The following is a 25,486-nucleotide window of genomic DNA, read 5'->3' as shown; positions in this document are numbered from 1 at the left end:
ATGAAACGAATTTTTCTTTTTTTGTTTTTAATCTCCAGTACTGTTTTGCTAAGTCAAACAGTGCTGACCTCCTATACAATAGATTTAAAAAACAAAATTGACCAATCTGAAATTATGACTGGCGAAAACACCGCTACTCATGACGTATTTGTTTTTGCCACAAGTGCAGACAGCCTTTCCATATTAAAATACAATAGCGCTGTATTCTTAAGAGATAAGTTTGTCACTTCTCGTCAATACACTGAAAACAGATCATTGATGGGGTATAGTTTTAGCGAAGACGGAAATCCGACTTTGTATTGGTTTTCGAAAGAAGAGAAAACAATCATTTTAATTAAATATTATCTCGAAAGCAAAACTATAAGAGCATTAAAATTTCAAATTCCGCTTGACGAAAACTACCTTTTAGCAAATTACCAGAAAGACAACAACTTCTATTTATTATTGCAAAGCAAAACAAAACAGGCATTGACTGCTTTTATTTTTAAAAACGGAATGGCTGAGGAGCGGTTTCTCGATTTCAGTTCTTTCAAATTCATAGATCGAAAAACTCAACCCAAAACATTCAATCAAGTTTTGAATGAAAATCCGATTGAGAAAATGGATTCTGGCGAATACAATCCGTTATATAAAGTAAGTGCCAAAAGCAAACTTTACACGCTTCCAAACCGTTTGATCCTAACTTTAGACCAAAGTTTTAGAAAGACACAATTGTTCGATATTAATTTAGAAAATCAGGAAATAAAAGAAAAAACGTTCATGAAACCTATTGGAAATAAAAATCCAAAAACGACTAATTCTTTTTACCACGAAAACAAATTGTATCAAATCAATATTAATGCTGATGAACTTTTGTTTGATATTAAAGATTATTCGTCTGGTGTATCTATAAAAACTTTTGCAGTTTCAAAAGACGATACGATCCGTTTTAGCAATTCGCCTCTACTGATGCAGATTGAAGATCGTCAACCTAAACAATTAAAAAATACAGCAAAATTTTTAAAAGTACTATCTTCTCTTGATGCTGGCCTTTCGGTTTACAAAAACCAAAAAAATCTATTTATCACCTTAGGCGGTTCGGGTAGCGACTTAAAATCGATTTCTCTAAATGGTTTCAATTTTAATGACCCTTTTGGAGATTTCCCTTCAAACAGTTATTACAATATTGAGACGAACTACTCTGCTTTTTTCGAAAGTATTTGGACCAAAAAACTAGAATTGACAAAAGAAACGCAAGAACCTTTCGCTGCAGACAAAGTCTACTATTTTCTAGATTCGCATAAAGAAGCTATTCTTCCTTATACTCTCAAACTTAGCAATTATACTATTTTAAGTTATTACGACATTGTTGCAAAACAACTTGTTCTACGCAAATTTGCTGACGGATTTAATTAACACCCAACCCGCTCTCAAAGATTTAAAATCAAAAACGAAACGATTATTTCCCCTAACTTTTATTCTTTTTAATTTACAATTTGTTAATAGTCTTATTCTGATACTTTTTTACCTTTTAAAGAACCCCTTTACCTGCTATTTATTGTTGTTTTGGGTAAAAATTTAAAAATTTAAAGAATAATGAAAAAAATTGTAATGACTCTTGCATTTGCCCTAGCGTTAACTGGAGTACATGCGCAAACAGAAAGCAATAACAGTTATAATAAATGGTCTATAGATTTAGGCGCAGGTTTTAACAAACCACAACGACCATTTAGCAATGGATATTCTACAAATACTGTAAGTCCATGGACTGGAGATTTAGGTGTTCGCTACATGCTTAACAACAAATTTGGTTTGAAAGCAGATTTTGGATACAACAGTTTTACTGCAAAAGGTAGCTCTATCGATTTTGATTCAAAATACTACAGATTAGATTTACAGGCTGTTGCTAACTTAGGTCGAATCATGAATTTTGAAACTTGGACAAATACTTTCGGTTTATTAGGACATGCTGGTTTTGGTTATGCTCAATTAAGAAGCGATAATATTAAAAAAACAGATGAAATGGGTAACTTTATTGCTGGTGTAACTGGACAAATAAGATTATCAAACAGAGTTGCTTTAACTGGTGATTTCTCAACTATTTTAAACGCATCTCAAGATCATACTTTTGACGGAGCGTATGTTGCAGGCAACAGAGGTTTTTCTGGTTTAATTTTTAACGGAACTGTTGGTTTGAACGTTTACTTAGGTAAAAACACAAAACATGCTGACTGGACTGTAATTTCAAGTGAAGGTAACAATGCTGATATCTCTGCTTTAGAAAGTAAAGTAGCAGATCTTGAAACAAAAATCAAAAATATCCCTGCGCAAAAAGAAGTAGTTATAGAAAAACAAGTAAGTGCTCCACAACAATCTGATAACGAATTAATCAGAAGAATGATTAATGATAAGTATTACAGTGTGTATTTTGATTTCAACAAAACAACTCCAATCGAAAATTCAACTGCTGCAATTGATGTGGTTTTAAACTACTTAAGAAAAAATCCTTCTGCTTCTCTTGACCTTGTAGGTTATGCAGACCAAGTTGGAAAAGCGGAGTACAACGAAAAACTATCTAACACTAGAGCGACAAACGTAAAAACTATTTTTGAAAAAGCTGGAATCGCTTCTTCTCGTTTAAATGTTATTGCGAATGGCGCAGATACATCTATTCAAAAAGATTCTGATGAAGCTAGAAGATTAGCTAGAAGAGTTACTTTTATTGTAAAATAGTTCATTTTTAGACTTGAATTAAAAGTCCTTAAGATATTTTCTTAAGGGCTTTTTTGTTGCTTCAAATTAAAAACAACAAAAACACGGCATAAAATTTGAGCCAAAAGCTGTTGAATATATTAAGAAACACATTTATGAAAAAACTACTACTACTTTTTCTTTTGTTTTTTAAAACAGCTTTGTTTAGCCAAACAATCTTAAATTCTTTACCATTAAATCTAAATTTTCTAGGAAAAACTCAGATTCTAAATGCTAAAGATGAAAACACTAATGATATTTATATTTTCACCTGGGACAATAGGAATATAAATATCTTAAAATATAATCAGTCTTTATTTCTCTCAAATCAATTTATAGATTCGATAAAACATGAAACAAGTCGAAATTTAATTGGCTATAGCATCAGCAAAAATAAAAACCCGACACTATATTGGAGTTCCCGTGATTATAGAAATATTCTCATGACAGTCTATAATTTAGACAACAAAACTTCAGAAATATTACATTTCGATTTCCCACAAAATCACGATTATGTTATCAGCACTTTCCAACAGCATAATGCGTTTTACATTCTTGCCAAAGAAAGAGATCAAGATCATCTTCTTCTTTACAAATTCGAAGACGGAAAATGTGGGGTAAAAGTGTTTAATTTTTCCACTTTTATATTTAAAAATAAAAAAAATACGCCAATTTCTTTTCATACATTTATCAAACAATTCCCAATAAATCAAATAGATCCAGATATTTACGCCACAATTGATCTGGCTTCAAGTGTTAGTAAAATGTATGTAAATCAAGACCATATAATTCTAACATTTGATAATAACTTTATAAAAACACAAGCTTTCGATCTTAATATTAAAACTGGAGGTGTAGAAGAAAAAACTTTTAACCTTCCAGATTATGAAAGTCCATCAAGAACTTCAAATTCATTCTATAGTAATAATAAACTATTCCAAATCAAGGCAAGTAAAGAATCCTTTTTAATTGAGATCAAAGATTTTGATACCGAAAAAAGCATTAAGAGTTATTCATTTTCAAAAAATGATACGATTCCATTTAAAAACTCCCCTTTCATTATGCAAATTGATAACGGAAGACCTACTCAATTAAAAACGACTGAAAAATTCCTAAAAAATATAAACGGCCTTACTGCTGGTATTGCGGTTTTTCAAAACCAAAAAAACAGTTTTATCACATTTAGCGGACTTGGAAATTATTCTGATTTTTATTTTGCCTATGATGTTTATGATGATTTTGGACAACGTGTTTCCTATTCGTTAAGTAAAGTAGTTTATTTTGATGCCCTGTTAGATGAGAATTTCAATTTTTCAAAAGACAATCAAACTAGACCGCTGGCAATTGAAAACTTATTTTACTTTCTAAATGTCAATAAAAAAATCAAAATATACGATGCGCTAAGATTAAAGGATTATTATATCTTAAGCTACTACGACGATACTTCTAAACAATTTATTATGAGAAAATTTACTGATGGTTTTATAATGGAAGACAATGGAAATCCAATTATAAATAAATCTGTATTTTCAAATCCGGCTAATTTTATGAAAATTAATTCCAATTAATATACTTAGAGTTAATCCAAAAATCTAATGTTTTCGAGCTTTTGAAAAAACGAAATGAATAATTTTTCTTAATTTTACAAAAAAGACACTTATTATGTTAGCAAAAAATATTGAATCGGCTTTAAACAAGCAAATCCGCATAGAAGCAGAATCTTCTCAAACTTATCTTTCTATGGCTTGTTGGGCTGAAGTGCAAGGATTAGAGGGAATCTCTCAATTTATGTACACCCAGTCAGACGAAGAGCGTGCACATATGCTTAAACTAGTTAAGTATGTAAACGAACGCGGAGGACACGCTCAGGTTACAGATCTTAAAGCACCAAAAACAACTTATACTACTTTCAAAGAAATGTTTGAAGAGCTTTACAATCATGAACTTTTTGTTTCGAAATCTATCAACGAATTGGTTCATATTACTTTTGAAGAAAGAGATTACGCGACACACAATTTCTTGCAATGGTACGTTTCTGAACAAATTGAAGAAGAAGCTACAGCTAAGTCTATCTTAGATAAAATCAACTTAATTGGTGATGATAAAGGCGGACTGTATTTGTTTGATCGTGATATTCAGCAATTAACAGTTACGAGTTCAATCGCTATCAATCCTAAATAAAAAAGTTAAAGTTTATTTAGAATATTTAAAAATAACTTTTTTGGTTTATATTTGTCTCTGTTTTTAAAATTCAGAGGAAAAAGTGAGCAAGAAAGAAAAAGACAAGGACAAAAAAAAGGATAAAAAGAAAAAGAAAAACAAAGATATCCTTGATAAAATTAAGAAGATTGAGAATTGTAAATCTTCTTGCTGTGAGAAATATAAAAAGAGCGAAAAGAAACGCTGCTCACGCTGTCCTATGTTTGATTTATTCAAAAAAACTGCTTAACGCGATATAGAAAAACCCATCAGATTTCTCTGGTGGGTTTTTTAGTTTTAAATTGCAGTCTATTTTCGATTTTTAAATTTAATTATGAAAAACGATATTACAATTCCCAAATCTAGTCTTGACTTTTTGGTTCAGCTAAAAGAAAACAATAACAAACCATGGTTTGAAGAGCATAAACCGCAATATTTGATAGAACTTAATCATATTGAAAATTTTGCAGGCGCTTTACTGAAGGAACTTTCCAAAACGGATGTTTTAGAAAATACTTCTGGCAAAAAAAGCGTTTACAGAATCTATCGTGATATTCGTTTTTCTAAAGATAAAACACCTTTTAAATACTATTGGGGTGGAAGTTATACACGCGCCACTGCTGCAAGACGTGGTGGTTATTATTTTCATCTGGAAAAAGGAAACAGCTTTTTCGCTGGTGGATTTTGGGGACCAAATGCTACAGATTTAAAGCGAATAAGAACCGAATTTGCTCATGATCCAGAAACTTTTCAAAAAATATTGAATTCAAACTCTTTCAAAAGCAACTTTGGCACTTTGCAAGGAGAACAGCTCAAAACAAAACCAAAAGGATTCGATGTTGATCATCCTGCTATTGATTTGCTTCGTTTCAAACAATTTTTGGTTATAAAACGTTTTACTGACGAAGAAGTATTGAGTCCGCAATTTTTAGAACTAGCCTTAGACGCTTTCAAAAGCATGAGACCCTTTTTTGACTACATGAGCGAAGTACTTACAACTGATGCCAATGGAGTTTCGATTTTATAAAAAACTGTTTTCTGTAAAATATTAAACCCGACAGGCTTTTATAACCTGTCGGGTTTAACTATTTCGCAAACATGTTATTTACTCAACAGTAAAATTTCATTTACAACCACTTCGGTTATATATCGTTTTTCTCCGTTTTTATCATCGTAGCTTCGGTGTGTCAATTTTCCTTCAACGGCAATTTCTTTTCCTTTTACAACAAACTTTTCTATAATTTCAGCTGTTTTTCCCCAAGCGGTTATGCGATGCCATTCGGTTTGTTCTACTTTTTCGCCTTTATCATTTCTATAAATCTCATTTGTTGCGATCGTAAGGTGTGCTAGTTTTCTACCGCTTTCTAATGTTTTAATTTCTGGATCATTCCCAACATTCCCAATTAACTGTACTTTGTTTCTAATTGCACTCATGGCGTATACTATTTTAAATGTTACTATTAAATTGAATCGTTTATCAAATTCAACACTGCAAAGATGACAAACCCCAACGCTGACAGTCGGTTGTTAACTATTTACTATCGACTGTAACTATTTGTAAGCGTTTGTAAATGGAATTTGTTTTTTGTATATTTGAGATAAATCTTACGATATGCAGGCAAAAATTAAAAAAGTAGAGTTAAGAAACCTTGAAATTGAGGACTATAGACAATTAAAGAAATCGATGATTGAATCGTATCCAGAAATGGCCGATTCGTATTGGGGATCTGATGACATAGAAAGACTTCTTTCTATTTTTCCGGAAGGACAGCTGGTGATTTTGGTTGACGGAAAAGTGGTTGGCTCTGCCCTATCTCTTATTGTCGATGAAAAACTGGTGGAAAAAAGACATAATTATCAACAAATTAGTGGAAATTACACCTTCTCTACTCACAATCCGAATGCGGAAATTTTATACGGAATAGATGTATTTATTCACCCAAATTATAGAGGCTTACGTTTAGGGCGCCGATTGTACGATGCAAGAAAAGAACTTTGCGAACAGCTAAACTTAAAAGCAATTGTATTTGCAGGAAGAATCCCGAACTATAGAGAACACGCCAAAAAACTGTCACCGAAAGCTTATATTGAAAAAGTACGAACAAAAGAATTGTACGATCCGGTTCTATCATTTCAGTTAAGCAACGATTTTCATGTATTGAGAGTCATCAAGAATTATCTTGAAGGTGACGAAGAATCGAAAGAATTTGCGGTTTTATTGGAATGGAATAATATTTACTATGATGATAGTCCGAAACTGATTAATTTGAAGAAAAACATTATTCGTTTAGGATTAATTCAGTGGCAGATGCGTCCGCTTAATAATGTTGAAGCACTTTTTGAACAAGCTGAATTTTTTATTGATGCCGTTTCGGGTTATGGTTCTGATTTTGCTTTATTCCCAGAATTGTTTATTGCTCCATTAATGGCCGACTATAATCATTTGTCTGAAGCAGAAGCCATTCGTGAACTTGCCCGTCACTCTGACCCTATTAGAAAGAAGTTTCAGGAATTTGCCATTTCATACAACATCAATATTATTACCGGAAGCATGCCTTATTTAGAAGGAGGAAATCTCTATAATGTTGGTTTCTTATGCAAAAGAGATGGAACTTCAGAAATGTATACCAAAATTCATATTACGCCAAACGAAGTTATACATTGGGGAATGAAAGGCGGATCGGAGTTTAAAACCTTTGATACCGATTGCGGAAAAATTGGAATCTTAATCTGTTACGATGTCGAATTCCCAGAAATTTCCAGACTTCTGGCAGATGAAGGAATGAATATTTTGTTTGTTCCCTTTTTAACTGATACTCAAAACGGATATACACGCGTAAAACATTGCTCGCAGGCACGCGCCATCGAAAATGAATGTTATGTAGCCATAGCAGGTTGCGTTGGAAATCTTCCGAAAGTAAACAATATGGATATTCAATATGCGCAATCTTCTGTATTTACGCCGTCAGATTTTGCTTTTCCAAGCAACGGAATCAAAGCAGAAGCAACTCCAAACACAGAAATGACACTTATTGTTGATGTCGATTTGAACTTATTGAAAGAATTGCACGAACATGGTAGCGTTAAAACGTTAAAAGATAGAAGAACAGATCTTTACGAAATTAAAAAATTGAATTCATGAAAACATGCCTCGAATGTTCTGCTAAAATTTTTGGTCGCGAAGACAAGAAATTCTGCTCAGACAGCTGTCGAAATGCCTACAATAACAAAATAAATAAAGATAGTACGAATTTCATGCGAAATATAAACAACAAGTTACGCAAAAATTACCGTATTTTGGCAGAGTTAAATGTAGACGGAAAATCTAAAGCCTCGAGAGATAAATTACTAACAAAAGGTTTTGATTTTGAGTTCTTTACAAACATTTTACAAACCAAAACAGGAAATACATATTATTTCTTGTACGATCAAGGATATCGTTCCTTGGACAATGATTATTTTATGCTTGTTAAAAAAGAAATATAGTTAGTATTATTCACCATGAGAAAAAACCCCACCTCAATTCTAGCCATAGTCTGCGTTCTAGCTTTACTAGGCATTATATATGCCACGATGATGCCGCAAGGAATCTCTAAGGACGACGAAGCACTTGCTGAATTTTCGACCGAAAGAGCTTTTAACCAGGTTGAGATTATAGCACAGAAACCACACTATGTTGGATCGACCAATCACGAACTTGTTGCCAACTATCTTAAACTAGAATTAAACAGAATTGGTTTAGAAACGAGCGTACAGGAAGGTTTTACTCTAAATGATAAAGGTCTTTTGGTAAAGTCAAAAAATATTTTGGCACGCATTAAAGGAACAAACAATACAAAAGCACTTTTACTTCTTTCTCATTATGACAGTGCACCACATTCTTTCTCAAAAGGTGCAAGCGACGATGCTTCTGGTGTCGCAACAATTTTAGAAGGTATACGTGCCTTTTTATACTCAAAACATCCTCAAAAAAATGATATTATCATATTATTCTCTGATGCAGAAGAATTAGGACTAAACGGAGCTGCTTTATTTGTAAACAAGCATCCTTGGGCAAAAGACGTTGGCTTGGTTTTAAACTTTGAAGCAAGAGGAACTTCTGGGCCAAGCTATATGCTAATGGAAACCAACAAAGGAAATCAGGCTTTGGTTGAGGAATTTACTAAAGCAAAACCTTCTCATCCTGTTTCAAATTCTCTGATGTACAGCATTTACAAAATGCTTCCAAACGATACTGATTTAACCGTTTTTAGAGAACAAGGAAATATTCAAGGATTCAATTTTGCTTTTATCGATGGTCATTTCAACTATCACACACAGCAAGACGATATTCAGCATTTAAACAAAACTACATTGACACATCAAGGCACTTACATAATGCCTTTGCTAAAATACTTTACAAACATTGATTTAAATCAAACAGAATCTACAGAAGATAATGTTTATTTCAGTGCTCCATTTTCATTCATTAGCTATCCATTTACTTGGGTTATGCCAATGACACTGATTGCTTTTGGATTATTAGTTTTGTTCATTTTTGTGGGAAGGGTAAAAAGAATCATCACTTTCACAGAAATTTTCAAAGGTTTTGTTCCGCTTTTAGGATCTCTTATAATTGCAGGATTAGTAACCTTTTTAGGTTGGAAACTTATTCTCGAAATTTATCCGCAGTACTCTGATCTTTTAAACGGATTTACTTATAATGGTCATGCCTATATTGGTGCTTTTGTTACCTTGAGCATTGCTATTTGTTTTGCTTTCTATCATCATTTCTCCGAAGCCAAAACTACCATGAATCATTTTGTGGCTCCTTTATTGGTTTGGATTATCATTAATGCGTTTTTAGCCAACAGCTTAACGGGAGCCGGTTTCTTAATTATTCCTGTTTATTTCGGAATATTGCTATTCGGAATATTTGTCTTCACACAACATTACAGTTTAGGAATGAATTTAATATTCTCTATTCCAGCTCTGGCCATTGTTGCGCCTTTTATCGTAATGTTTCCAATTGGTCTTGGACTTAAAATCTTATACGGAAGTGCTATTTTAACCGTTCTTTTGTTCGGATTATTACTTCCAATATTCGGGGCTTTTGCTAAAAAAGGGGCGTGGATTGTGGTTTTCTTCCTTACTTCTATCACATTTTTCGCTTACGCAGGGTATCATTCAGGTTACGAATATGGCAAAGCCAAATCAAACAGCTTATTATATGTTTACAATGCCGACAACAATTCTGCTGTTTGGACAACTTATGATACTAATTTGGACGAATGGACTAAATCTTATTTAGGCGAGAAAAATCAAAAAGCTGTGGGTTTAAATACACTTCCACTGTCAAGCAAATACAATACTACTTTTACTTACAGTGCTATTGCACCTGTTGTTGATGTGCCAAAACCTACAATTCAGTTTTTGAGAGATAGCGTTATCGGGAATAATAGATATTTGAAAATTAAGATTACGCCAAATAGAAAAGTAAACCGTTACGACATCTACGCTAATCCGAAAATGACGTTCTTTAACTTTAAAGCAAATGGAGTATCAACTTCTGGCGAAAAAGGAAACCGTTTGGAAAGAGAAGGCAGCAAAATTTTATGCTATTATGTTGTAGGTAATGAACCGCTTGAAATGGATTTCTACATCAACAAATCTGCTATTTTTGATATGGATTTAATCGAAAGTTCATTCGATTTAATGAGTAATCCGTTATTAAATGTTAAACCAAGAGAAAATTGGATGATGCCAACGCCGTTTGTATTGAATGATGCAGTTATGATTCAGCAGAAAATCAAACGATACACACCACCAGTAAAACCGATTGAGCCTGTCGTTCCGGTAGATAGTTTGACTGTTCCAAAAGACAGCATCAAGCCAGTTGTACAACCACAACCTTAATAAAAGTTAAAAACTAATGCCATGGCAACAAATGTTTCTACAATATTTTTGAATGCTCCAGCAGAAAAAATCTGGAATACATTGACAAAACCAGAGTTAGTCAAACAATGGCAATACGGAAGCGATTTAATTACTGATTGGAAAATCGGCAATGAAATACGATTTAGAAATGAATGGGAAGGCCAAGTTTTTGAGCAATGGGGAACCGTTTTAGAAGTTGTTCCAAATCAGAAAATTAAATATTCTTTGTTTTTCCCGAGACCAGGATTAGAAGATAAACCAGAGAATTATTTCATCATGAGTTATGTTTTGACTGAAGAAAATCAAAAAACAAAACTTGAAATAATTCAAGAAGATAAACGTCCTGGAGCAGTTCAAGAGAAACCGCAAGGAGAGGAAAATCCAATTCTACAGGCATTAAAAGCTGTAATAGAATCTTAAAATCTAGGTTCAAAGAAGCAAAGGTACAGAGGTACAAAGATTAAAAAAAGCACTATAAAATAGTGCTTTTTGCTTTTTAGATATGTTGAGAAACCTTTGAACCTATGTCACTTTGAACCTTTGCACCAAAAATTAGCATGCGCATTCTATTTTTAAACCTTGCTTCACTCCTTTTGTACCTTCAGTTGCAAAACCATCGATTTTCCACCATTCTAGACCACCAATTAATTCTTTTACTTTAAATCCAAGTTTTGTCATATTCAGAGCTCCTTTTGTAGAAGCGTTACAGCCAATTCCGGTGCAATATGTCACATACAAAACATCTTTATCTAAATGTTTGGTCGTTTCTTCATTCATTTCTCGATGCGGAATATTTAAGGCATTCGGAATATGTTCTTCATCGTAACCAAAAGCTCTTCTAGCATCGATTACAATAATTTTTTCGCCATTGTTTAAAGCTTCAAATAAATCTGAAGGATCCATTTCATAAGCTAACTTGTTTTCGTAATGTTTAATTTGTGCTTCCATTTTAATTGTGTTTTTATTGATTTTGTTTTCCAAAAGTATAAGATGATTTCATGCCATAAAAACGAAAAGAATTCATCAAAAGCATTACTTTTTTTCATACAAAAACCAGTCTAAAATTTTGTTTCTTTGTGTATTAATTCGTCAAAAATGGAAATACGACACCTAAAATTGATAAAAGCAATCGTAGAGGAAGGAAGCATTACGAAAGCCATCGACAAACTCCATTTGACGCAATCGGCTTTAAGCCATCAGCTCAAAGAGGCCGAATATCAATTGGGTACGGCTATTTTTTTGAGAGTCAATAAAAAATTGGTTCTCACAAAAGCAGGCGAGAAAATTTATGATGTGGCCAATGAAATCCTTAATAAACTTGCTGAAACTGAAACTCAGATCAAACAAATGGTTTTTGGCGAATCTGGCGAAATCAGGATTAGTACCGAATGTTTCTCGAGTTATCACTGGCTTCCATCGGTTCTAAAACAGTTTCATCTTTTATATCCTAATGTAGAATTAAAAATTGTAGCCGAAGCAACACATATACCTTTGCAGAAATTATTAGAAAACACCATCGATATTGCAATTGTAAGCGATACTATCAAAGACAATCATATAAAATATACTGAACTTTTTCAAGATGAAATGGTAATGGTAGTTTCCGAAAATCATTCTTGGGCAGACAAAAAATATGTAGTTGCAGAAGATTTCATCACCGAACATCTGATTATTCATTCGCTTCCGCTGGAAACCGTTACCATTCATCAGTTTCTTTTGGCTCCAGCCAAAGTAAGTCCGAAGAAAATAACTCCGATGCCTTTAACTGAAGCTTCTCTGGAAATGGTAAAAGCAGATATGGGCGTGATGTCTATGGCAAAATGGGCACTGCAGCCCCATTTAAAAAACAATCCGATTAAAGCAGTCAAAATTGGGAAGAATGGATTGAAGAGAAAACACTTCATTGCTATTCGTGCCAATGAGAACTATCCTGATTATTTTCATCATTTTATCAGCTTTTTACAAAACGAAATCAACTTACAATGGAATATTCAATAAGAAATTGTGAAATCTCAGACCTTTCGAAACTGGTTGTTTTATGCCAAAAACATGCTGAATTTGAAAAGGCTGATTATAATCCAGAAGGAAAAAAGGAACATTTGAAAAAAGCTCTTTTTGACGAGAATCCTAAATTATTCTGTTTGGTTGTTACCACAGAAGAAACTATTGTTGGTTATGCATCCTATACTTTTGATTTTTCTACTTGGAACGCACAAACATTTCTATACATGGACTGTCTGTTTTTGGAAGAAGAAACAAGAGGTTTTGGAATTGGCGAAATTTTAATAGAAAAACTAAAAGAAATCGGGAAACAAAACAATTGCGTCAACATACAATGGCAAACACCCCAATTCAATACAAGAGCAATTAAATTCTACAACAGAATGGGCGCAGAAGGAAAAGACAAAGTCCGATTTACGTTAACTTTGTAACGAAAGAATATCTCTGTGACTTTTAATCTCGCAAAGTCGCCAAGACGCTAAGTTTAATTTTCTTTGCGACTCTACGACTTTGCGAGATTATTACTTAAAGTAACCTTAAAAGAAATGAAAAAAATCAGCATACTTGGTTGTGGTTGGCTTGGACTTCCTTTAGCGAAAGCATTAATTGCAAAAGGAAATTCGGTAAATGGATCAACAACTTCAGAAAACAAACTTTCTATTTTGAAAGATGCGGGAATAAATCCGTTTTTAGTGACTGTTGAAAGCGATGGAATTTCTGAGAACATTGATTCTTTTCTAGCTGAAAGCGAAATCTTAATTATAGATATTCCGCCAAAACTGAGAACAGTCGATCCAAGTTCTGAGAAGAAAGTTTTTGTCGAAAAAATCAAAAACCTAATTCCGTTTATAGAAAAATCGACGGTTAAAAAGGTGCTTTTTGTAAGTTCAACTTCTGTTTACGGAGATGACAATGGTCTTGTAACAGAAGAAACCATTCCAAATCCAGACACCGAGAGTGGCAAACAATTAGTTTTAGCCGAAAAGCTTCTTCAAGAAAATCAAAATTTCGAAAGTACAATTTTACGATTTGGCGGATTAATTGGAGAAGATCGTCATCCTGTAAAATTTCTTGCCGGAAAAGAAAACCTAGAAAATCCAGATGCTCCAATAAATTTAATTCATCAGAAAGATTGTATTGCCATTATTGAAGCCATCATAAATCAATCTAAATGGAATGAGCTTTTTAATGCTGTTGCTCCTTTTCATTCAACAAGAAAAGAATATTATATTCAAAAAGCGACTGAAATGAATTTAACTTCACCGAAATTCAATTCTGAAAAATCGAACATTCAAAAAGTAATCTCAAGCGAAAAGATTGAAAACCATCTGAATTACAAATTCGTTTTAGAAAACTATTAACCTATTATAAAACCCATTGATTGTAAGTTCTATTAACCTTAAAACAACATAAATATATCTTTTTTGGACCGTTAAGAGTTCATCCATGAAATAGTTTTGCGAAAATTTTAAAGCAAACGCTATGTCAATGGAACACAAATCATTTTTGTTTAACACATCAGCATTCATAAAGGAATTATCAGAAATTATTCTTACTGCTGGAGATACAGAAAATGAGACATTACTCATTTCATTTATAAATGAAAATTTAGACAATTTAAAATCACCCTATTCAGGTGAAAAACTCACTAAGGAATGGCATGAAGAGTTGGAAACTGAAGATATTCAAGAACTGGCAGATTTTGCCTTAACAAAATATTATAATCCCGATCAAGAGTTAGGTTTATCCTTTGTTTGGGAATCGTTATTAGAGTTATTCGATGACCTTGATTTGAAATATAACTGTGAATATTATATACTTGGAGAATTTCTAAGTTATAAAAATTTCACACTAGACCCGGGCAAAATGGGACTTGGTTTTGTAAATTCTGAACATATTACTGATATTCATAGAGAACTCATAAGTTTAAAAGAAGCCTTTGCAGATATCTGTGAAACCGAAAACTTTGATGAAAAAATTATAAATGTGTATGAAGAACTAATTATGATTTACCAAGAAGCAAAAGAATCAAATTGTGGACTATTAATGACTTTCTAATTGTTTCCTAAAAAAATTAAAGTATTTTAAAAAAAATCAACCCTGAAAATAAATAAAAACACTATTTTTCCTTCATAAAAAAACAACTGTTTTTCCAAATGAAAAAATTTAGGTTTCTATTTTCTGTTAGCATTTTACTTCTTACTATCTTCCAATGTTACTCTCAAAACGATTCTATCACTGAAAATGAAAAAATAAAGCAATTTCATTCTGATATTCTAATAAAAAAAAATGGAAATCTGATCGTTACCGAAACCATAAAAGTCTTTGCCAACGGACAACAAATAAAGCATGGAATTTATCGGAAACTCCCTTTGCAGAGTAACTCTGCAAAGGCTTCTAAAAACAATTACTATACAATTTTAAACATCACTAAAAATGGTTATGAAGAGCCATATCATATGGCTCTTGCCGGAAATGGGGAATGGATTTCTGTTTATATAGGCAGTAAAAAAGCATACCTCCCAACTGGACTTCATATTTACAAAATAACTTATGAAGTAGAAGCCCAAATACATTCTTATGATGATTTGGATGAAGTGTATTGGAATGTAACTGGAAATTATTGGGACTTTGAAATTGAAAATGTTAGCGCCAAAGTTATTCTTCCACAATCAGCAAAAGCGATCAAAAGCTATTGTTATACAGGATTTTTAGAATCAAAAGCAACTGATTGTAATGCTAAAATTGTGGATAATTTTGTGTATTTCACTTCAAAAAATCTGAAAAAGCAAGAAGGATTTACAATTGCTGCAGGTTTTCCTAAAGGAATTGTTGACCAGCCATTCTTTCGACCTCATTATAAAATGGAAGAATTTCTTTTTAGCGAAAAGATGTTTAATGCCTTTCTAGCGCTTACAATATGTCTCGGTTTTTATTACTATTCTTGGAAAAAATATGGAGAAGATCCTTTGCTTGAAAACAACCAAAAAAATATTGATTTAAAAAATCTGTATTCTGCACCTGTTTTAGCATATATAAAAGATCAATCTGTTGGCAAAAAAAATATTTTGGCCAGCATAATAGAGCTTTCTATCAAAGGTTTTGTAAAAATTAAGGATAATGGAAAAGAAAGCTGGCAGGATGGCTTTGAGTATTCTATTGAAAAAGTAAAAGAAGCTGAAAACTTAAATAAAGAAAATGAAATCGTTCTAAACGCACTGTTTCTAGAAAATGATTCTTTTACACTAGATTCAAAAGCGCATTTAATCCTTAATGAAGCCGAAAATAAACTAGAAAAATCATTAGAAAAAAGATATAATTTAGAAGACTATTATTTAGGAAATTGGAATCAGATTTTGCTCGGTTTCCTCATCACAATTCCTGCAATATTAGTTTATTCTCACTTTGCCAAAGGAATCATTTTATGGTCGGGCATTTTCTCCTGCCTATTTTTTGTTATTTTGGTTTTATTACTTAGAGGTTTAGTAAAAAGTCTTCGCAAAAATGATTTTTCTGTAACTGCTGTCTGTTTGTTTTTTCTCTTGTTTGTAGGCGCATTTTTTTTCGGTATATTTTTTATACCCCATAAAGATCATATTTATTCCGTTTTAGATTTATCTGTATTCCTTCTTATCATTTCTGGATTTTTTCTTTATTTAAACATCATCGGAAAATATACCAAATTAGGTGCCGAGACCAAACTACAAATCGAAAGATGGGAACAGGAATTACTTGATTATAAACTTGAAGAAAACGATCAAACCATTTCAATTTATGAAGAAATTCTTCCGTACGCCTTTGCATTAGGAATTGAAGAAGAGTGGAATTTAAAATTTGCAGGCGTTTTAAAAATGCAGAATTACAAAAATAATTGGATTAAAACCACCGATAGCACTTCTGGATTTACCCCAAGAACAGTTTCAAATTTTAGAACTTCCTACAATTCATTTTCTAGCAGTTCCAGCAGCGCAAGTTCTGGAGGAGGAAGCTCTGGCAGAGGAGGTGGCGGAGGAGGCGGTGGTGGCTGGTAAGCTACTTTCAAAAAACGATTAAAACTTAAATTGGTTTCATCATTAAAAAAACTTTGCGAACTTTGTAGTAAACACAAAAACTATGGAAACAGTTTTCATCACTTCGCCCCTAGGAATCACCAAAATTATTGGAGATGAAAACGGCATTTCGGTAATTTCTGTTTCTGATGTTGGCACGAATGAAGTTTCTAAGAAAATTCCAGAAGTTTTGCAAGATGCCGTTTTGCAACTAAACGAATATTTTGAAGGCAAAAGAACCGATTTTGACTTAAAACTGAATCCGCAAGGAACCGAATTTCAGCAGAAAGTCTGGAAATCACTTCTTGAAATTCCATACGGAAAAACGGTAAGCTACATGGATCAGACCAAAAAATTGGGCGATATAAAAGCAATTCGTGCCGTAGCCTCAGCAAATGGCAAAAATCCGCTTTGGATTGTTGTGCCTTGTCACCGCGTTATCGGAACAAACGGATCTTTGACCGGTTACGCTGGCGGATTATCCCGTAAAAAATGGCTTTTAGAACATGAAAGCCCGTCTTTACAACAAAGTTTATTCTAAAATTCCACGTAAAAAAGCAGGATAATTCATTCATTTTTAATTTACGATAGATTAAAAATTTAAATTTGTGTACATTTATAAGCAATAAATTAGTTCAATTCGTGAATTCGTGGCAAAAAAAATATGATTGAAAAAATTAATCTCAACAATATTCTCTTTCTAGATATTGAAACCGTTCCTGAAGAAGAGAACTTTAATTCGCTTGACGCGGAAATGCAATCGCTTTGGGATTTGAAAACGCAATATCAAAGAAAAGACGAATTCTCTCCAGAAGAATTTTACGACCGCGCGGGAATCTGGGCCGAGTTTGGAAAGATAATCTGTATTTCTGTCGGTTTTTTTACCATCAAAGGAGATGTTCGCAATTTTAGAGTAACTTCTTTTTTTGGTGAAGAAAAGAAAATTCTAAAGGACTTTTCAAATCTGATCAACAATCATTTTAATCAGCCTCAGCACTTGCTGTGCGGACATAATTCGAAAGAATTTGATATTCCGTTCATTGCCCGAAGAATGATCATCAATCAAATGCCGATTCCGGATAAACTGAATTTATTTGGAAAAAAACCTTGGGAAATTCCACATTTAGACACTTTAGAATTATGGAAGTTTGGCGATTACAAGCATTTTACTTCTTTAAAATTGCTAACCAAGATTCTTGGTGTTCCATCGCCAAAAGGCGATATTGACGGAAGCCAGGTTGCCCATGTTTATTATGTCGAAAAAGATATTGACAGAATTATTACGTATTGCGAAAAAGATACAATCGCTGTAGCTCAGATTTTCTTGCGTTTACGTCGAGAAGATTTATTGATTGATGATGAAATAATTCATGTGTAACTTTAAAGTTGCTAAGATGCTAAGTTTTTTAGCTACGCTGTTTAAATGAACTCAAATAACTTATATGGTTTAAAAAATGATTCACTCCGAAATTTCACATCACCGTATGGCTTCTCAGAAGCTTTATCAGGAAAATCAATGTTCTTCTCAAGAAATTGTACATCATTTTGGTGCTATGCAGGCTCAGGATTATGCAATGGCAAAATGGGCAATTGGTTCTCGTTGCAATTCAAGCGAAAAAGAAATTGAGGAAGCAGTTAATTCGGGAAAAATTATCAGAACTCATATTCTGCGTCCAACTTGGCATTTTGTTTCTTCCGATGATATTTATTGGATGTTGGATGTTTCAGCTCCGCAAATAAAAAAGCTTGCTATTTCTGGCGCTAAAAAATTTGGTGTTGATGAAAAAAAACTCCATCAGATCAACAATACAATTGAAAAGCTATTATCAGGAAACAATCATCTGACTCGTGATGAAATTATGCAGGAGCTTAGTATCAAAAAGACATCTAAAGAAGATTTTCTAGGCGCTGCCATTATGATGAATGCAGAATTGGAAGGTTTAGTTTGTAATGGAAGAATGAAAGGCAAACAAATTACTTATGCTTTACTCGAAGAAAGAGTTGATAAACCAAAAACCAAATTAACAAAGGAGGAAGCAGTTGCAAAACTCGCTCAACGTTATTTTGAAAGCCATGGCCCAGCAACTTTACTTGATTTTTCGTGGTGGTCTGGTTTTGCACCAACAATTTGTCAAAAAGCAATTAATGCAATTGAGTTGCAATTAAGTCATATTACTATTGAAAATCAGATTTTTTGGTTTTCTAAAAACCGTTCTATGGAGGATAAATTTTGCGAAAGCGTACATTTTCTGCCAGCATTTGACGAAATTTTGATTTCATACAAAACGCGTGAAGCTTCATTTTCAGGAGATCATCAATCCAAAACTTTTACCAATAATGGTATTTTTAAACCGATTATTTTAGAAAATGGAAAAGTAATTGGAATCTGGAAACGGACGATTAAAAAAGATCATGTAAAAATTGAAACCGAGTTTTTTAATGAAACTGAAAATTCAAAAAAGGAAATTCTATTTGAAGGAATTAAAGCTTTTGAAACCTATTTGGAAACCAAAGTCGTGATTGAATAATTCTATTTCAATTCATTAGGCTACATCAAAACTTAAATTCCCTCCTCATTACATAAAATATTTATGCATTTTATTGCTAAATAATTACATTTACAAAAAAATGTAATTATGGTATTGAGCAGATTTTGGTTAGTTATTTTTATTTCTTCGATTCTTTTTATTGTAGTCAGTTTATTTACTGCCAATACTTATACCATTGATTCTGTTTTAAATGGAAAAAAAGACGATCCTGTTTTAGTTTCTGAAAAATACATCGAAGAGCTTCCTGCTTTCTTAAAAGACAGCATAAAAAAAGCGCCAGATCAAACGATGATTATCAATCGTGATACGCTAAATGCTGACACGACTTATGTTTACAAAAACAAAACTGTAAAAATTTACAGCGGACTTCAGAAATCTGATGGTTTGCTGCCAACTTGTAAAAGCACTTTAGTCGATTTAATTTTGCCACTTATTGCCTATTTGGCTTTTTTCTGCGGACTGATGGAACTTTTAATCGTTTCTGGAGCTTCTGGAAACTTAGCCAAAGCTTTAAGTCCGGTATTTGTAAAAGTGTTTCCAAGTATTCCTAAAAACCATCCTTCTATTTCATACATGACCTTAAACTTTGCTGCTAATTTCTTAGGATTAGATTCTGCCGCAACGCCATTTGGATTGAAAGCAATGGAAAGTTTACAGGAGATAAACCCTGAAAAAGACAAAGCCAGCGATGCGCAAATCATGTTTATGTGTCTTCATGCGTCTGGTTTAACTTTAATCGCAACTTCAATTATCGGTTATCGCGCTGCTGCAAATGCAAGCAATCCTGCCGATGTAATGCTGCCTTGTATTATTACCTCATTTATCGGAACCATTGCAGCTTTCTTAATTGTCGGAGTAAAACAGAAAATCAATTTCAAAAGCGCTTCACTTCTAATTGGTTTAATGGGATTAATTGCGGCAATTGTTGGCCTATTAATGTATGTCAATCATTTAGATTTAATTGGAAAAAATTATTTCACTTCTAACCTTTCAGGATTAATCTTACTTGCAATTATAGTATTTACGCTAATTTTTTCATTTAGACATGAGAAAAAATTCAGGGAAGCAGATACTACTGTTTTTGACACTTTTGTTGTTGGCGCTAATAATGGAGTGAAAACGGGAGTTACTATTTTCCCATATGTTTTAGGAATGTTGGTTGCAATCTCATTATTTAGAAACAGTGGTTTGTTTGAAATCATCAGTGATGCCATCGGATTTATCTTTTCGAATCTTGGTGTAAGCAAAGAAATTACAAATGCGCTTCCTGTTGCTATGTTGCGTCCGTTTAGTTCTGCAGGTTCGAGAGGTTTCTTAATTGATTCGATGAATACTTTTGGAGCCGATTCTTTAACAGCTAGATTGAGCAGTATTTTTCAATGTAGTGCCGAGAGTACTTTCTACGTAATCGCAGTTTATTTTGGATCAGTAAATATCAAAAACACTCGTTATGCGTTAGGTACAATGCTTTTAGTAGATTTAGTTTGCGTTATTACAGCGATTTTTGTAGCAACTTGGTTTTTTTAAAAAAGAATAATTTCCATCAATAAAAAATCACCTATAAATATCTTTATTACAAAGAATAAAGACCAATTAATTAAAGTTTTAAAAGAAGCCATGAACGTAATTAAACGTATTATTCATGTGCTTCTTTTCTTTTTTTCTTCAAAAAATTCCGATAATTTTATATTTTAGAGGTTTCTCTAGAAATAAAAAACAAATTAAAATATCCCCAAAAATGAAAATCCACATTCTTTTTTTCTCTTTGCTTATTTTTATCGGATGTCAAAAAACAAAACCTACAGATGCTGCACCACCCACAACGGCTGAAATTATTGAACCCCAAGAGACATTAGAAGTTTCAGCTGATGATAAGATTATTAAAACAGATACTGTGGCCATTTTTACTGGCGAAACAGAATCTTCTACAGATTTTATCTTGGCACATTTGGTAGATCAGCAAGCTGATAAAGACAGTATCGTTACTGTAAAATACAGGTTAGACTTTTATCAGAATAAAATCAAAACCGCATCTTCTAAAGTTGCGATAAAAAGTTTCCAAAAAGGTTCCGAGTGGACAGCTTCTTATGGACTAACATCTGAAACTTCTAAAAATTCTCCATTTATACAAATCACATTTGGATATCCTGCCTGCGGTTATGCGCATGATAACTACTTGTATTATCTAAAAAACACCGGATTACAATTGGTTCACCAATGGAGCTCTATGTCCGACAGCGGCTGGGGAACCTGGGTTGAAATCGTAAATCCTTCTACACAATCTGAACCAAAATCGTTTTATTGCAAAACTGTTGCGTTTACACCTGCAGACGAAGATGAAAACATGGATATGGGCATCCTTCAGCACTCAGACTCAATATCTTTCGAACTTAAGGACAACAAATGGAAAAAGATGTTATTATCTGCCAAAGACAAACCATATTTTGAAAAAAAGATGACGTTTGATCAATTTAACGCTTCAGAATAAAAACATCTGCAGAAGAGTCCTAATTCAAATTCTTTCTTAGGTAAATAATTTCTAAATTTGTAAAAAAACAAAACAATGATCGATTTTATATACCAAGATCCTTATCCGATCTTAAAGGATGATACGCAGTACCGCAAAATCACTTCTGATTTTGTGAAAGTTGAAAAATTTGGAGAACGCGAAGTTTTAACCGTTGATCCAAAAGGTTTAGAATTATTGGCTGAAGAAGCTTTGACAGATGTTTCGTTTATGTTGAGAACGACTCATTTACAAAAACTAAGAAAAATTCTTGACGATCCAGAAGCAACAGACAACGATCGTTTCGTAGCTTACAATTTGCTTCAAAATGCTTCTGTAGCTGCCGAAGGCCAGTTGCCAAGTTGCCAGGATACAGGAACTGCAATTGTAATGGCTAAAAAAGGCGAAAGCATTTTTACTGGTGTTGATGATGCAGAATGGTTAAGCCGTGGTATTTTCAATACTTACCAAAAAAGAAATTTACGTTATTCTCAGATTGTTCCAATTTCGATGTTTGAAGAAAAGAATTCTGGTTCAAATCTTCCAGCGCAAATTGATATTTATGCTAAAAAAGGAACTTCTTACGACTTTTTGTTCATGGCAAAAGGTGGAGGATCTGCAAACAAAACGTATTTATACCAGCAAACTAAATCTTTGTTGAATGAAAAATCATTAGATGAATTCATTCGTACCAAAATCAAAGATTTAGGAACTTCTGCTTGCCCTCCATACCACTTGGCGTTGGTAATTGGCGGAACTTCTGCAGAAGCAAACTTAAGCGCTGTTAAAAAAGCATCTGCTGGATATTATGATCATCTTCCAACTTCTGGAAATATGGCAGGCCAAGCTTTCCGTGATCACGAATGGGAAGAAAGAGTTCAGAAAATTTGTCAAGAAAGTGCTATTGGAGCGCAGTTTGGAGGAAAATATTTTACGCATGACGTACGTGTAATCCGTTTGCCTCGTCACGCAGCTTCTTGTCCGGTTGGATTAGGAGTATCTTGTTCTGCAGACAGAAACATTAAAGGAAAAATCACTAAAGACGGAATATTCGTTGAGCAGTTAGAAACAAATCCTAAACAATTTTTACCAGAAACAGCTCCACACTTAGAAGCTCCTGTAGAAATTGATTTAGATCAGCCAATGGCAGATATTTTGACTAAATTGTCTCAATATCCAGTTAAAACACGTTTAAAACTAAACGGAACTGTAATTGTAGCTCGAGATATTGCTCACGCAAAAATCAAAGAATTATTAGATGCTGGAAAACCAATGCCAGAGTATTTCAAAAACCACCCAGTATATTACGCTGGCCCTGCAAAAACTCCAGATGGAATGGCTTCTGGAAGTTTCGGACCAACAACTGCTGGTCGTATGGACGTTTATGTTGATGAATTCCAGAAAAATGGCGGAAGTATGATTATGCTTGCAAAAGGAAACCGTACCAAACAAGTTACTGACGCCTGCAACAAATATGGCGGATTCTACTTAGGTTCTATTGGAGGCCCTGCTGCTATTTTGGCTCAAGACAACATTCTTAAAGTAGAAGTTGTTGATTTTGAAGAATTAGGAATGGAAGCTGTTCGTAAAATCACTGTTAAAGATTTCCCTGCGTTTATTATCACTGATGATAAAGGAAATGATTTCTTTGCTAACTTATAAAAGTGTTTTGCCACAAAGGCACTAAGTTTTTTTATAATAAAAGCCACCAATAGGTGGCTTTCTTTTTTCTTCTTAAAAACGTCTTTGTGTCCTAGTGCCTTTGTGGCAAATTAAGCGCTTAAATCCTGTTTTTCAAAAGCTATAAAATGAGATATTTCGCCTTTTAGGTTATAGACTGGTGAGGCTTCAATTTTACATTTATAGGTTTGACCGTTTTTTCTATAATTTTCGAGGGTTTTCGCAAAAGGGATTTTCTTTTTTACCGCTTCTCTAATTTCCTTTAAATCCTTTTGTGAAGTTGCCGGGCCTTGAAACATTTTTGGGGTTTTCCCTAAAATTTCTTCTTCCTTATAACCCGTCATTTTTTTTATTCCGCTTGACGCGAAAACTATTTTCAAATCTAAGTCGGTTATTAAAACCACCTCGTTTTTGATTCTTTCCCGAATGTTAAGCTTATTTTCATCCCAAACAAATTCATTTGAAAACTTACTGACTCTCTCCAGATCAGTGCTTAACGCTTTTAATTCATTTAGATATTCATAATGAAAATCCCAAGATAGGATTGGGACTGAATTTCGCTGCAGTGAATCATCAGAATTTTTATTTTTCATATCAAAATAATTCAAGAGATTGATAGATCTTTTTCTTCAAAGATACAGGAAAAATCTTGTTATTAAAAACTCAAAATCTTAATAAACGCTTAATAAGCGTTATCAAAATGTAAATTTTAACTGAACTACAACTGCTTTTTTCACTTCGGTATTCAAATTACTCAACGAAATTCCAAGCAGTCTAACAGAATCTTTCATCTTTTCCTGATACAATAATTCCTCAACGTTTTCCATGATCAAACTTTTATCAGAAATAAAATAAGGCAAGGTTTTACTTCTCGTTTGTTGCGTAAAATCGCTGTATTTGATTTTGAGTGTGATAGTTTTTCCCGAAATATTATGCCTTTTAAGGCGTTTTTCTAACGACGCTGCAATGCGCTCCAATTGTTGCATCATAAAAATCTCGGAAGACAAATTCACATCAAAAGTATGTTCTGCCGCTACCGATTTGGTTATTCGAGAAGATTTTACTTCGCTATTATGAATACCACGAACAACATGATAATAAAACGTTCCCGATTTTCCAAAGTGTTTTTCTAGAAACTCTAAAGATTTACTTTTCAAATCGGTTCCTGTGAAAATTCCGAGCTGATACATTTTTTCTGTCGTAACTTTCCCAACTCCATAAAACTTACGAATAGGTAAATCTTCCAGAAAAGCTTCTACTTCATCAGGATTTACTGTTTTTTGCCCATTTGGCTTATTATAATCACTAGCAATTTTGGCTACAAACTTATTTATTGAAATGCCAGCAGAAGCAGTCAGCCCAACTTCATTAAAAATCCTTTGTCTAATTTCCTGCGCCAAAAGACTTGCACTCGGATTTCCTTTTTTGTTTTTGGTAACATCCAAATAAGCTTCATCAAGCGAAAGCGGTTCGACTAAATCAGTATAATCATGAAAGATTTTATGAATTTTGGATGAAATCTCTTTGTAGCGATCAAATCTTGGTCTTACAAAGATAATATCTGGACAGTATTTTTTAGCCAAAACTCCGCTGATGGCGCTTCGAACGCCAAACTTTCTAGCTTCGTAACTTGCTGCCGAAACTACACCTCTATTCTCTGAACCTCCAACCGCAACTGGTTTTCCTCTTAGCTCTGGGTTGTCCATCTGCTCTACCGATGCATAAAAAGCATCCATATCAATGTGAATTATTTTACGATATGTTGGTGTTTCAGACATATTGCAAATTTAAAAAGGAAAAACAATAAAAAAACGCTGTAAATAGTTATAAATCATATCAATTTTTAAAGAATGTGA

The 25,486-nt window shown here is 33.3% G+C and carries 25 protein-coding genes; 21 read left to right on the top strand and 4 right to left on the bottom strand.

The genetic code is table 11. From position 1 onward, the window contains the following. The 6 genes from JI750_RS05640 (at window position 1) to JI750_RS05615 (ending at window position 5,956) form a co-directional block, all read left to right on the top strand. Window positions 1-1,395 carry a hypothetical protein gene (locus tag JI750_RS05640; protein ID WP_201999324.1) on the top strand — a complete coding sequence of 465 codons (1,395 nt, stop codon included), beginning with the start codon at window positions 1-3 and terminating at the stop codon, window positions 1,393-1,395. Between the two features lie 180 nt (window positions 1,396-1,575). Further along, a complete protein-coding gene (locus JI750_RS05635; protein ID WP_201999323.1) occupies window positions 1,576-2,712 on the top strand; it encodes an OmpA family protein in 1,137 nt (378 codons plus the stop codon). A gap of 134 nt (window positions 2,713-2,846) precedes the next feature. Beyond that, the gene (locus JI750_RS05630; protein ID WP_201999322.1) at window positions 2,847-4,298 is read left to right on the top strand and encodes a hypothetical protein; all 1,452 of its coding nucleotides are present in this window, start codon (window positions 2,847-2,849) and stop codon (window positions 4,296-4,298) included. 94 nt (window positions 4,299-4,392) lie between these two features. Beyond that, window positions 4,393-4,911 carry a ferritin gene (locus tag JI750_RS05625; protein ID WP_008465537.1) on the top strand — a complete coding sequence of 173 codons (519 nt, stop codon included), beginning with the start codon at window positions 4,393-4,395 and terminating at the stop codon, window positions 4,909-4,911. 82 nt (window positions 4,912-4,993) lie between these two features. Further along, the gene (locus JI750_RS05620; RefSeq protein WP_029271150.1) at window positions 4,994-5,179 is read left to right on the top strand and encodes a hypothetical protein; all 186 of its coding nucleotides are present in this window, start codon (window positions 4,994-4,996) and stop codon (window positions 5,177-5,179) included. Window positions 5,180-5,263: 84 nt separating this feature from the next. Then, entirely contained in the window at window positions 5,264-5,956 is a 693-nt protein-coding gene (locus tag JI750_RS05615; RefSeq protein ID WP_201999321.1) for a DUF2461 domain-containing protein, read from the top strand. 74 nt (window positions 5,957-6,030) lie between these two features. On the opposite strand, the gene JI750_RS05610 is transcribed toward JI750_RS05615, so the two are convergent. Beyond that, entirely contained in the window at window positions 6,031-6,363 is a 333-nt protein-coding gene (locus tag JI750_RS05610; RefSeq protein WP_201999320.1) for a single-stranded DNA-binding protein, read from the bottom strand. A gap of 178 nt (window positions 6,364-6,541) precedes the next feature. Here JI750_RS05610 and JI750_RS05605 point away from each other — a divergent pair, with 178 nt between their 5' ends. From JI750_RS05605 to JI750_RS05590, 4 genes are read left to right on the top strand one after another with little or no spacing between them, the layout of a single operon-like run. After that, window positions 6,542-8,071: a bifunctional GNAT family N-acetyltransferase/carbon-nitrogen hydrolase family protein gene (locus tag JI750_RS05605; protein ID WP_201999319.1), complete on the top strand. Its 1,530-nt coding sequence runs from the start codon at window positions 6,542-6,544 to the stop codon at window positions 8,069-8,071. Then, entirely contained in the window at window positions 8,068-8,415 is a 348-nt protein-coding gene (locus JI750_RS05600; protein ID WP_008465546.1) for a hypothetical protein, read from the top strand. Before JI750_RS05605 ends, JI750_RS05600 begins: the two co-directional genes overlap by 4 nt. Before the next feature lie 15 nt (window positions 8,416-8,430). Further along, window positions 8,431-10,824 (top strand): M28 family peptidase, encoded by a 2,394-nt coding sequence (locus JI750_RS05595; RefSeq protein WP_201999318.1) that lies wholly within the window; start codon window positions 8,431-8,433, stop codon window positions 10,822-10,824. 21 nt (window positions 10,825-10,845) lie between these two features. Continuing rightward, on the top strand, window positions 10,846-11,265 hold the full coding sequence (locus JI750_RS05590; protein ID WP_201999317.1) for an SRPBCC family protein: 420 nt from the start codon (window positions 10,846-10,848) through the stop codon (window positions 11,263-11,265). Window positions 11,266-11,397: 132 nt separating this feature from the next. On the opposite strand, the gene JI750_RS05585 is transcribed toward JI750_RS05590, so the two are convergent. Further along, window positions 11,398-11,793 carry a rhodanese-like domain-containing protein gene (locus JI750_RS05585; protein ID WP_201999316.1) on the bottom strand — a complete coding sequence of 132 codons (396 nt, stop codon included), beginning with the start codon at window positions 11,791-11,793 and terminating at the stop codon, window positions 11,398-11,400. A 147-nt stretch (window positions 11,794-11,940) separates the two neighbouring features. Between JI750_RS05585 and JI750_RS05580 the strand changes: the two genes are divergently transcribed. The 11 genes from JI750_RS05580 to JI750_RS05530 all read left to right on the top strand — a co-directional run bounded on the left by JI750_RS05580 (window position 11,941) and on the right by JI750_RS05530 (window position 23,612). Further along, on the top strand, window positions 11,941-12,843 hold the full coding sequence (locus JI750_RS05580; RefSeq protein ID WP_201999315.1) for a LysR family transcriptional regulator: 903 nt from the start codon (window positions 11,941-11,943) through the stop codon (window positions 12,841-12,843). Continuing rightward, window positions 12,828-13,277, top strand: a complete 450-nt coding sequence (locus JI750_RS05575) for a GNAT family N-acetyltransferase (protein ID WP_201999314.1) — start codon at window positions 12,828-12,830, stop codon at window positions 13,275-13,277. The genes JI750_RS05580 and JI750_RS05575 overlap by 16 nt, the downstream gene beginning before the upstream one ends. A gap of 114 nt (window positions 13,278-13,391) precedes the next feature. After that, window positions 13,392-14,207 carry an SDR family oxidoreductase gene (locus JI750_RS05570; protein ID WP_201999313.1) on the top strand — a complete coding sequence of 272 codons (816 nt, stop codon included), beginning with the start codon at window positions 13,392-13,394 and terminating at the stop codon, window positions 14,205-14,207. A 127-nt stretch (window positions 14,208-14,334) separates the two neighbouring features. Continuing rightward, window positions 14,335-14,904 carry a hypothetical protein gene (locus JI750_RS05565; RefSeq protein WP_201999312.1) on the top strand — a complete coding sequence of 190 codons (570 nt, stop codon included), beginning with the start codon at window positions 14,335-14,337 and terminating at the stop codon, window positions 14,902-14,904. Between the two features lie 98 nt (window positions 14,905-15,002). Continuing rightward, the gene (locus JI750_RS05560) at window positions 15,003-16,877 is read left to right on the top strand and encodes a DUF2207 domain-containing protein (RefSeq protein ID WP_201999311.1); all 1,875 of its coding nucleotides are present in this window, start codon (window positions 15,003-15,005) and stop codon (window positions 16,875-16,877) included. 82 nt (window positions 16,878-16,959) lie between these two features. Next, window positions 16,960-17,436 (top strand): methylated-DNA--[protein]-cysteine S-methyltransferase, encoded by a 477-nt coding sequence (locus JI750_RS05555; protein WP_201999310.1) that lies wholly within the window; start codon window positions 16,960-16,962, stop codon window positions 17,434-17,436. A 123-nt stretch (window positions 17,437-17,559) separates the two neighbouring features. After that, window positions 17,560-18,273 (top strand): 3'-5' exonuclease, encoded by a 714-nt coding sequence (locus JI750_RS05550; RefSeq protein ID WP_201999309.1) that lies wholly within the window; start codon window positions 17,560-17,562, stop codon window positions 18,271-18,273. A 76-nt stretch (window positions 18,274-18,349) separates the two neighbouring features. Beyond that, window positions 18,350-19,423 (top strand): winged helix DNA-binding domain-containing protein, encoded by a 1,074-nt coding sequence (locus JI750_RS05545; RefSeq protein WP_201999308.1) that lies wholly within the window; start codon window positions 18,350-18,352, stop codon window positions 19,421-19,423. Window positions 19,424-19,531: 108 nt separating this feature from the next. Then, entirely contained in the window at window positions 19,532-20,971 is a 1,440-nt protein-coding gene (locus JI750_RS05540; protein WP_201999307.1) for a nucleoside recognition domain-containing protein, read from the top strand. A gap of 211 nt (window positions 20,972-21,182) precedes the next feature. Continuing rightward, window positions 21,183-21,932, top strand: a complete 750-nt coding sequence (locus tag JI750_RS05535; protein WP_201999306.1) for a hypothetical protein — start codon at window positions 21,183-21,185, stop codon at window positions 21,930-21,932. A 75-nt stretch (window positions 21,933-22,007) separates the two neighbouring features. Beyond that, window positions 22,008-23,612 carry a fumarate hydratase gene (locus JI750_RS05530; RefSeq protein ID WP_201999305.1) on the top strand — a complete coding sequence of 535 codons (1,605 nt, stop codon included), beginning with the start codon at window positions 22,008-22,010 and terminating at the stop codon, window positions 23,610-23,612. Window positions 23,613-23,722: 110 nt separating this feature from the next. Here the strand turns inward: JI750_RS05530 and JI750_RS05525 are convergent, their stop codons facing one another. Together JI750_RS05525 and dinB are read right to left on the bottom strand one after the other, a co-directional pair. After that, a complete protein-coding gene (locus JI750_RS05525) occupies window positions 23,723-24,223 on the bottom strand; it encodes a PAS domain-containing protein (protein WP_201999304.1) in 501 nt (166 codons plus the stop codon). A gap of 102 nt (window positions 24,224-24,325) precedes the next feature. Then, the gene (gene dinB / locus JI750_RS05520; protein ID WP_201999303.1) at window positions 24,326-25,408 is read right to left on the bottom strand and encodes a DNA polymerase IV; all 1,083 of its coding nucleotides are present in this window, start codon (window positions 25,406-25,408) and stop codon (window positions 24,326-24,328) included. Window positions 25,409-25,486: the final 78 nt, after the last annotated feature.

The sequence above is a fragment of the Flavobacterium tagetis genome, assembly GCF_016735615.1.
Taxonomy (GTDB): Bacteria; Bacteroidota; Bacteroidia; order Flavobacteriales; family Flavobacteriaceae; genus Flavobacterium; species Flavobacterium tagetis.
Note: the sequence above shows the minus strand (reverse complement) of the source record. Positions and strands in the feature narration are given on the sequence as shown.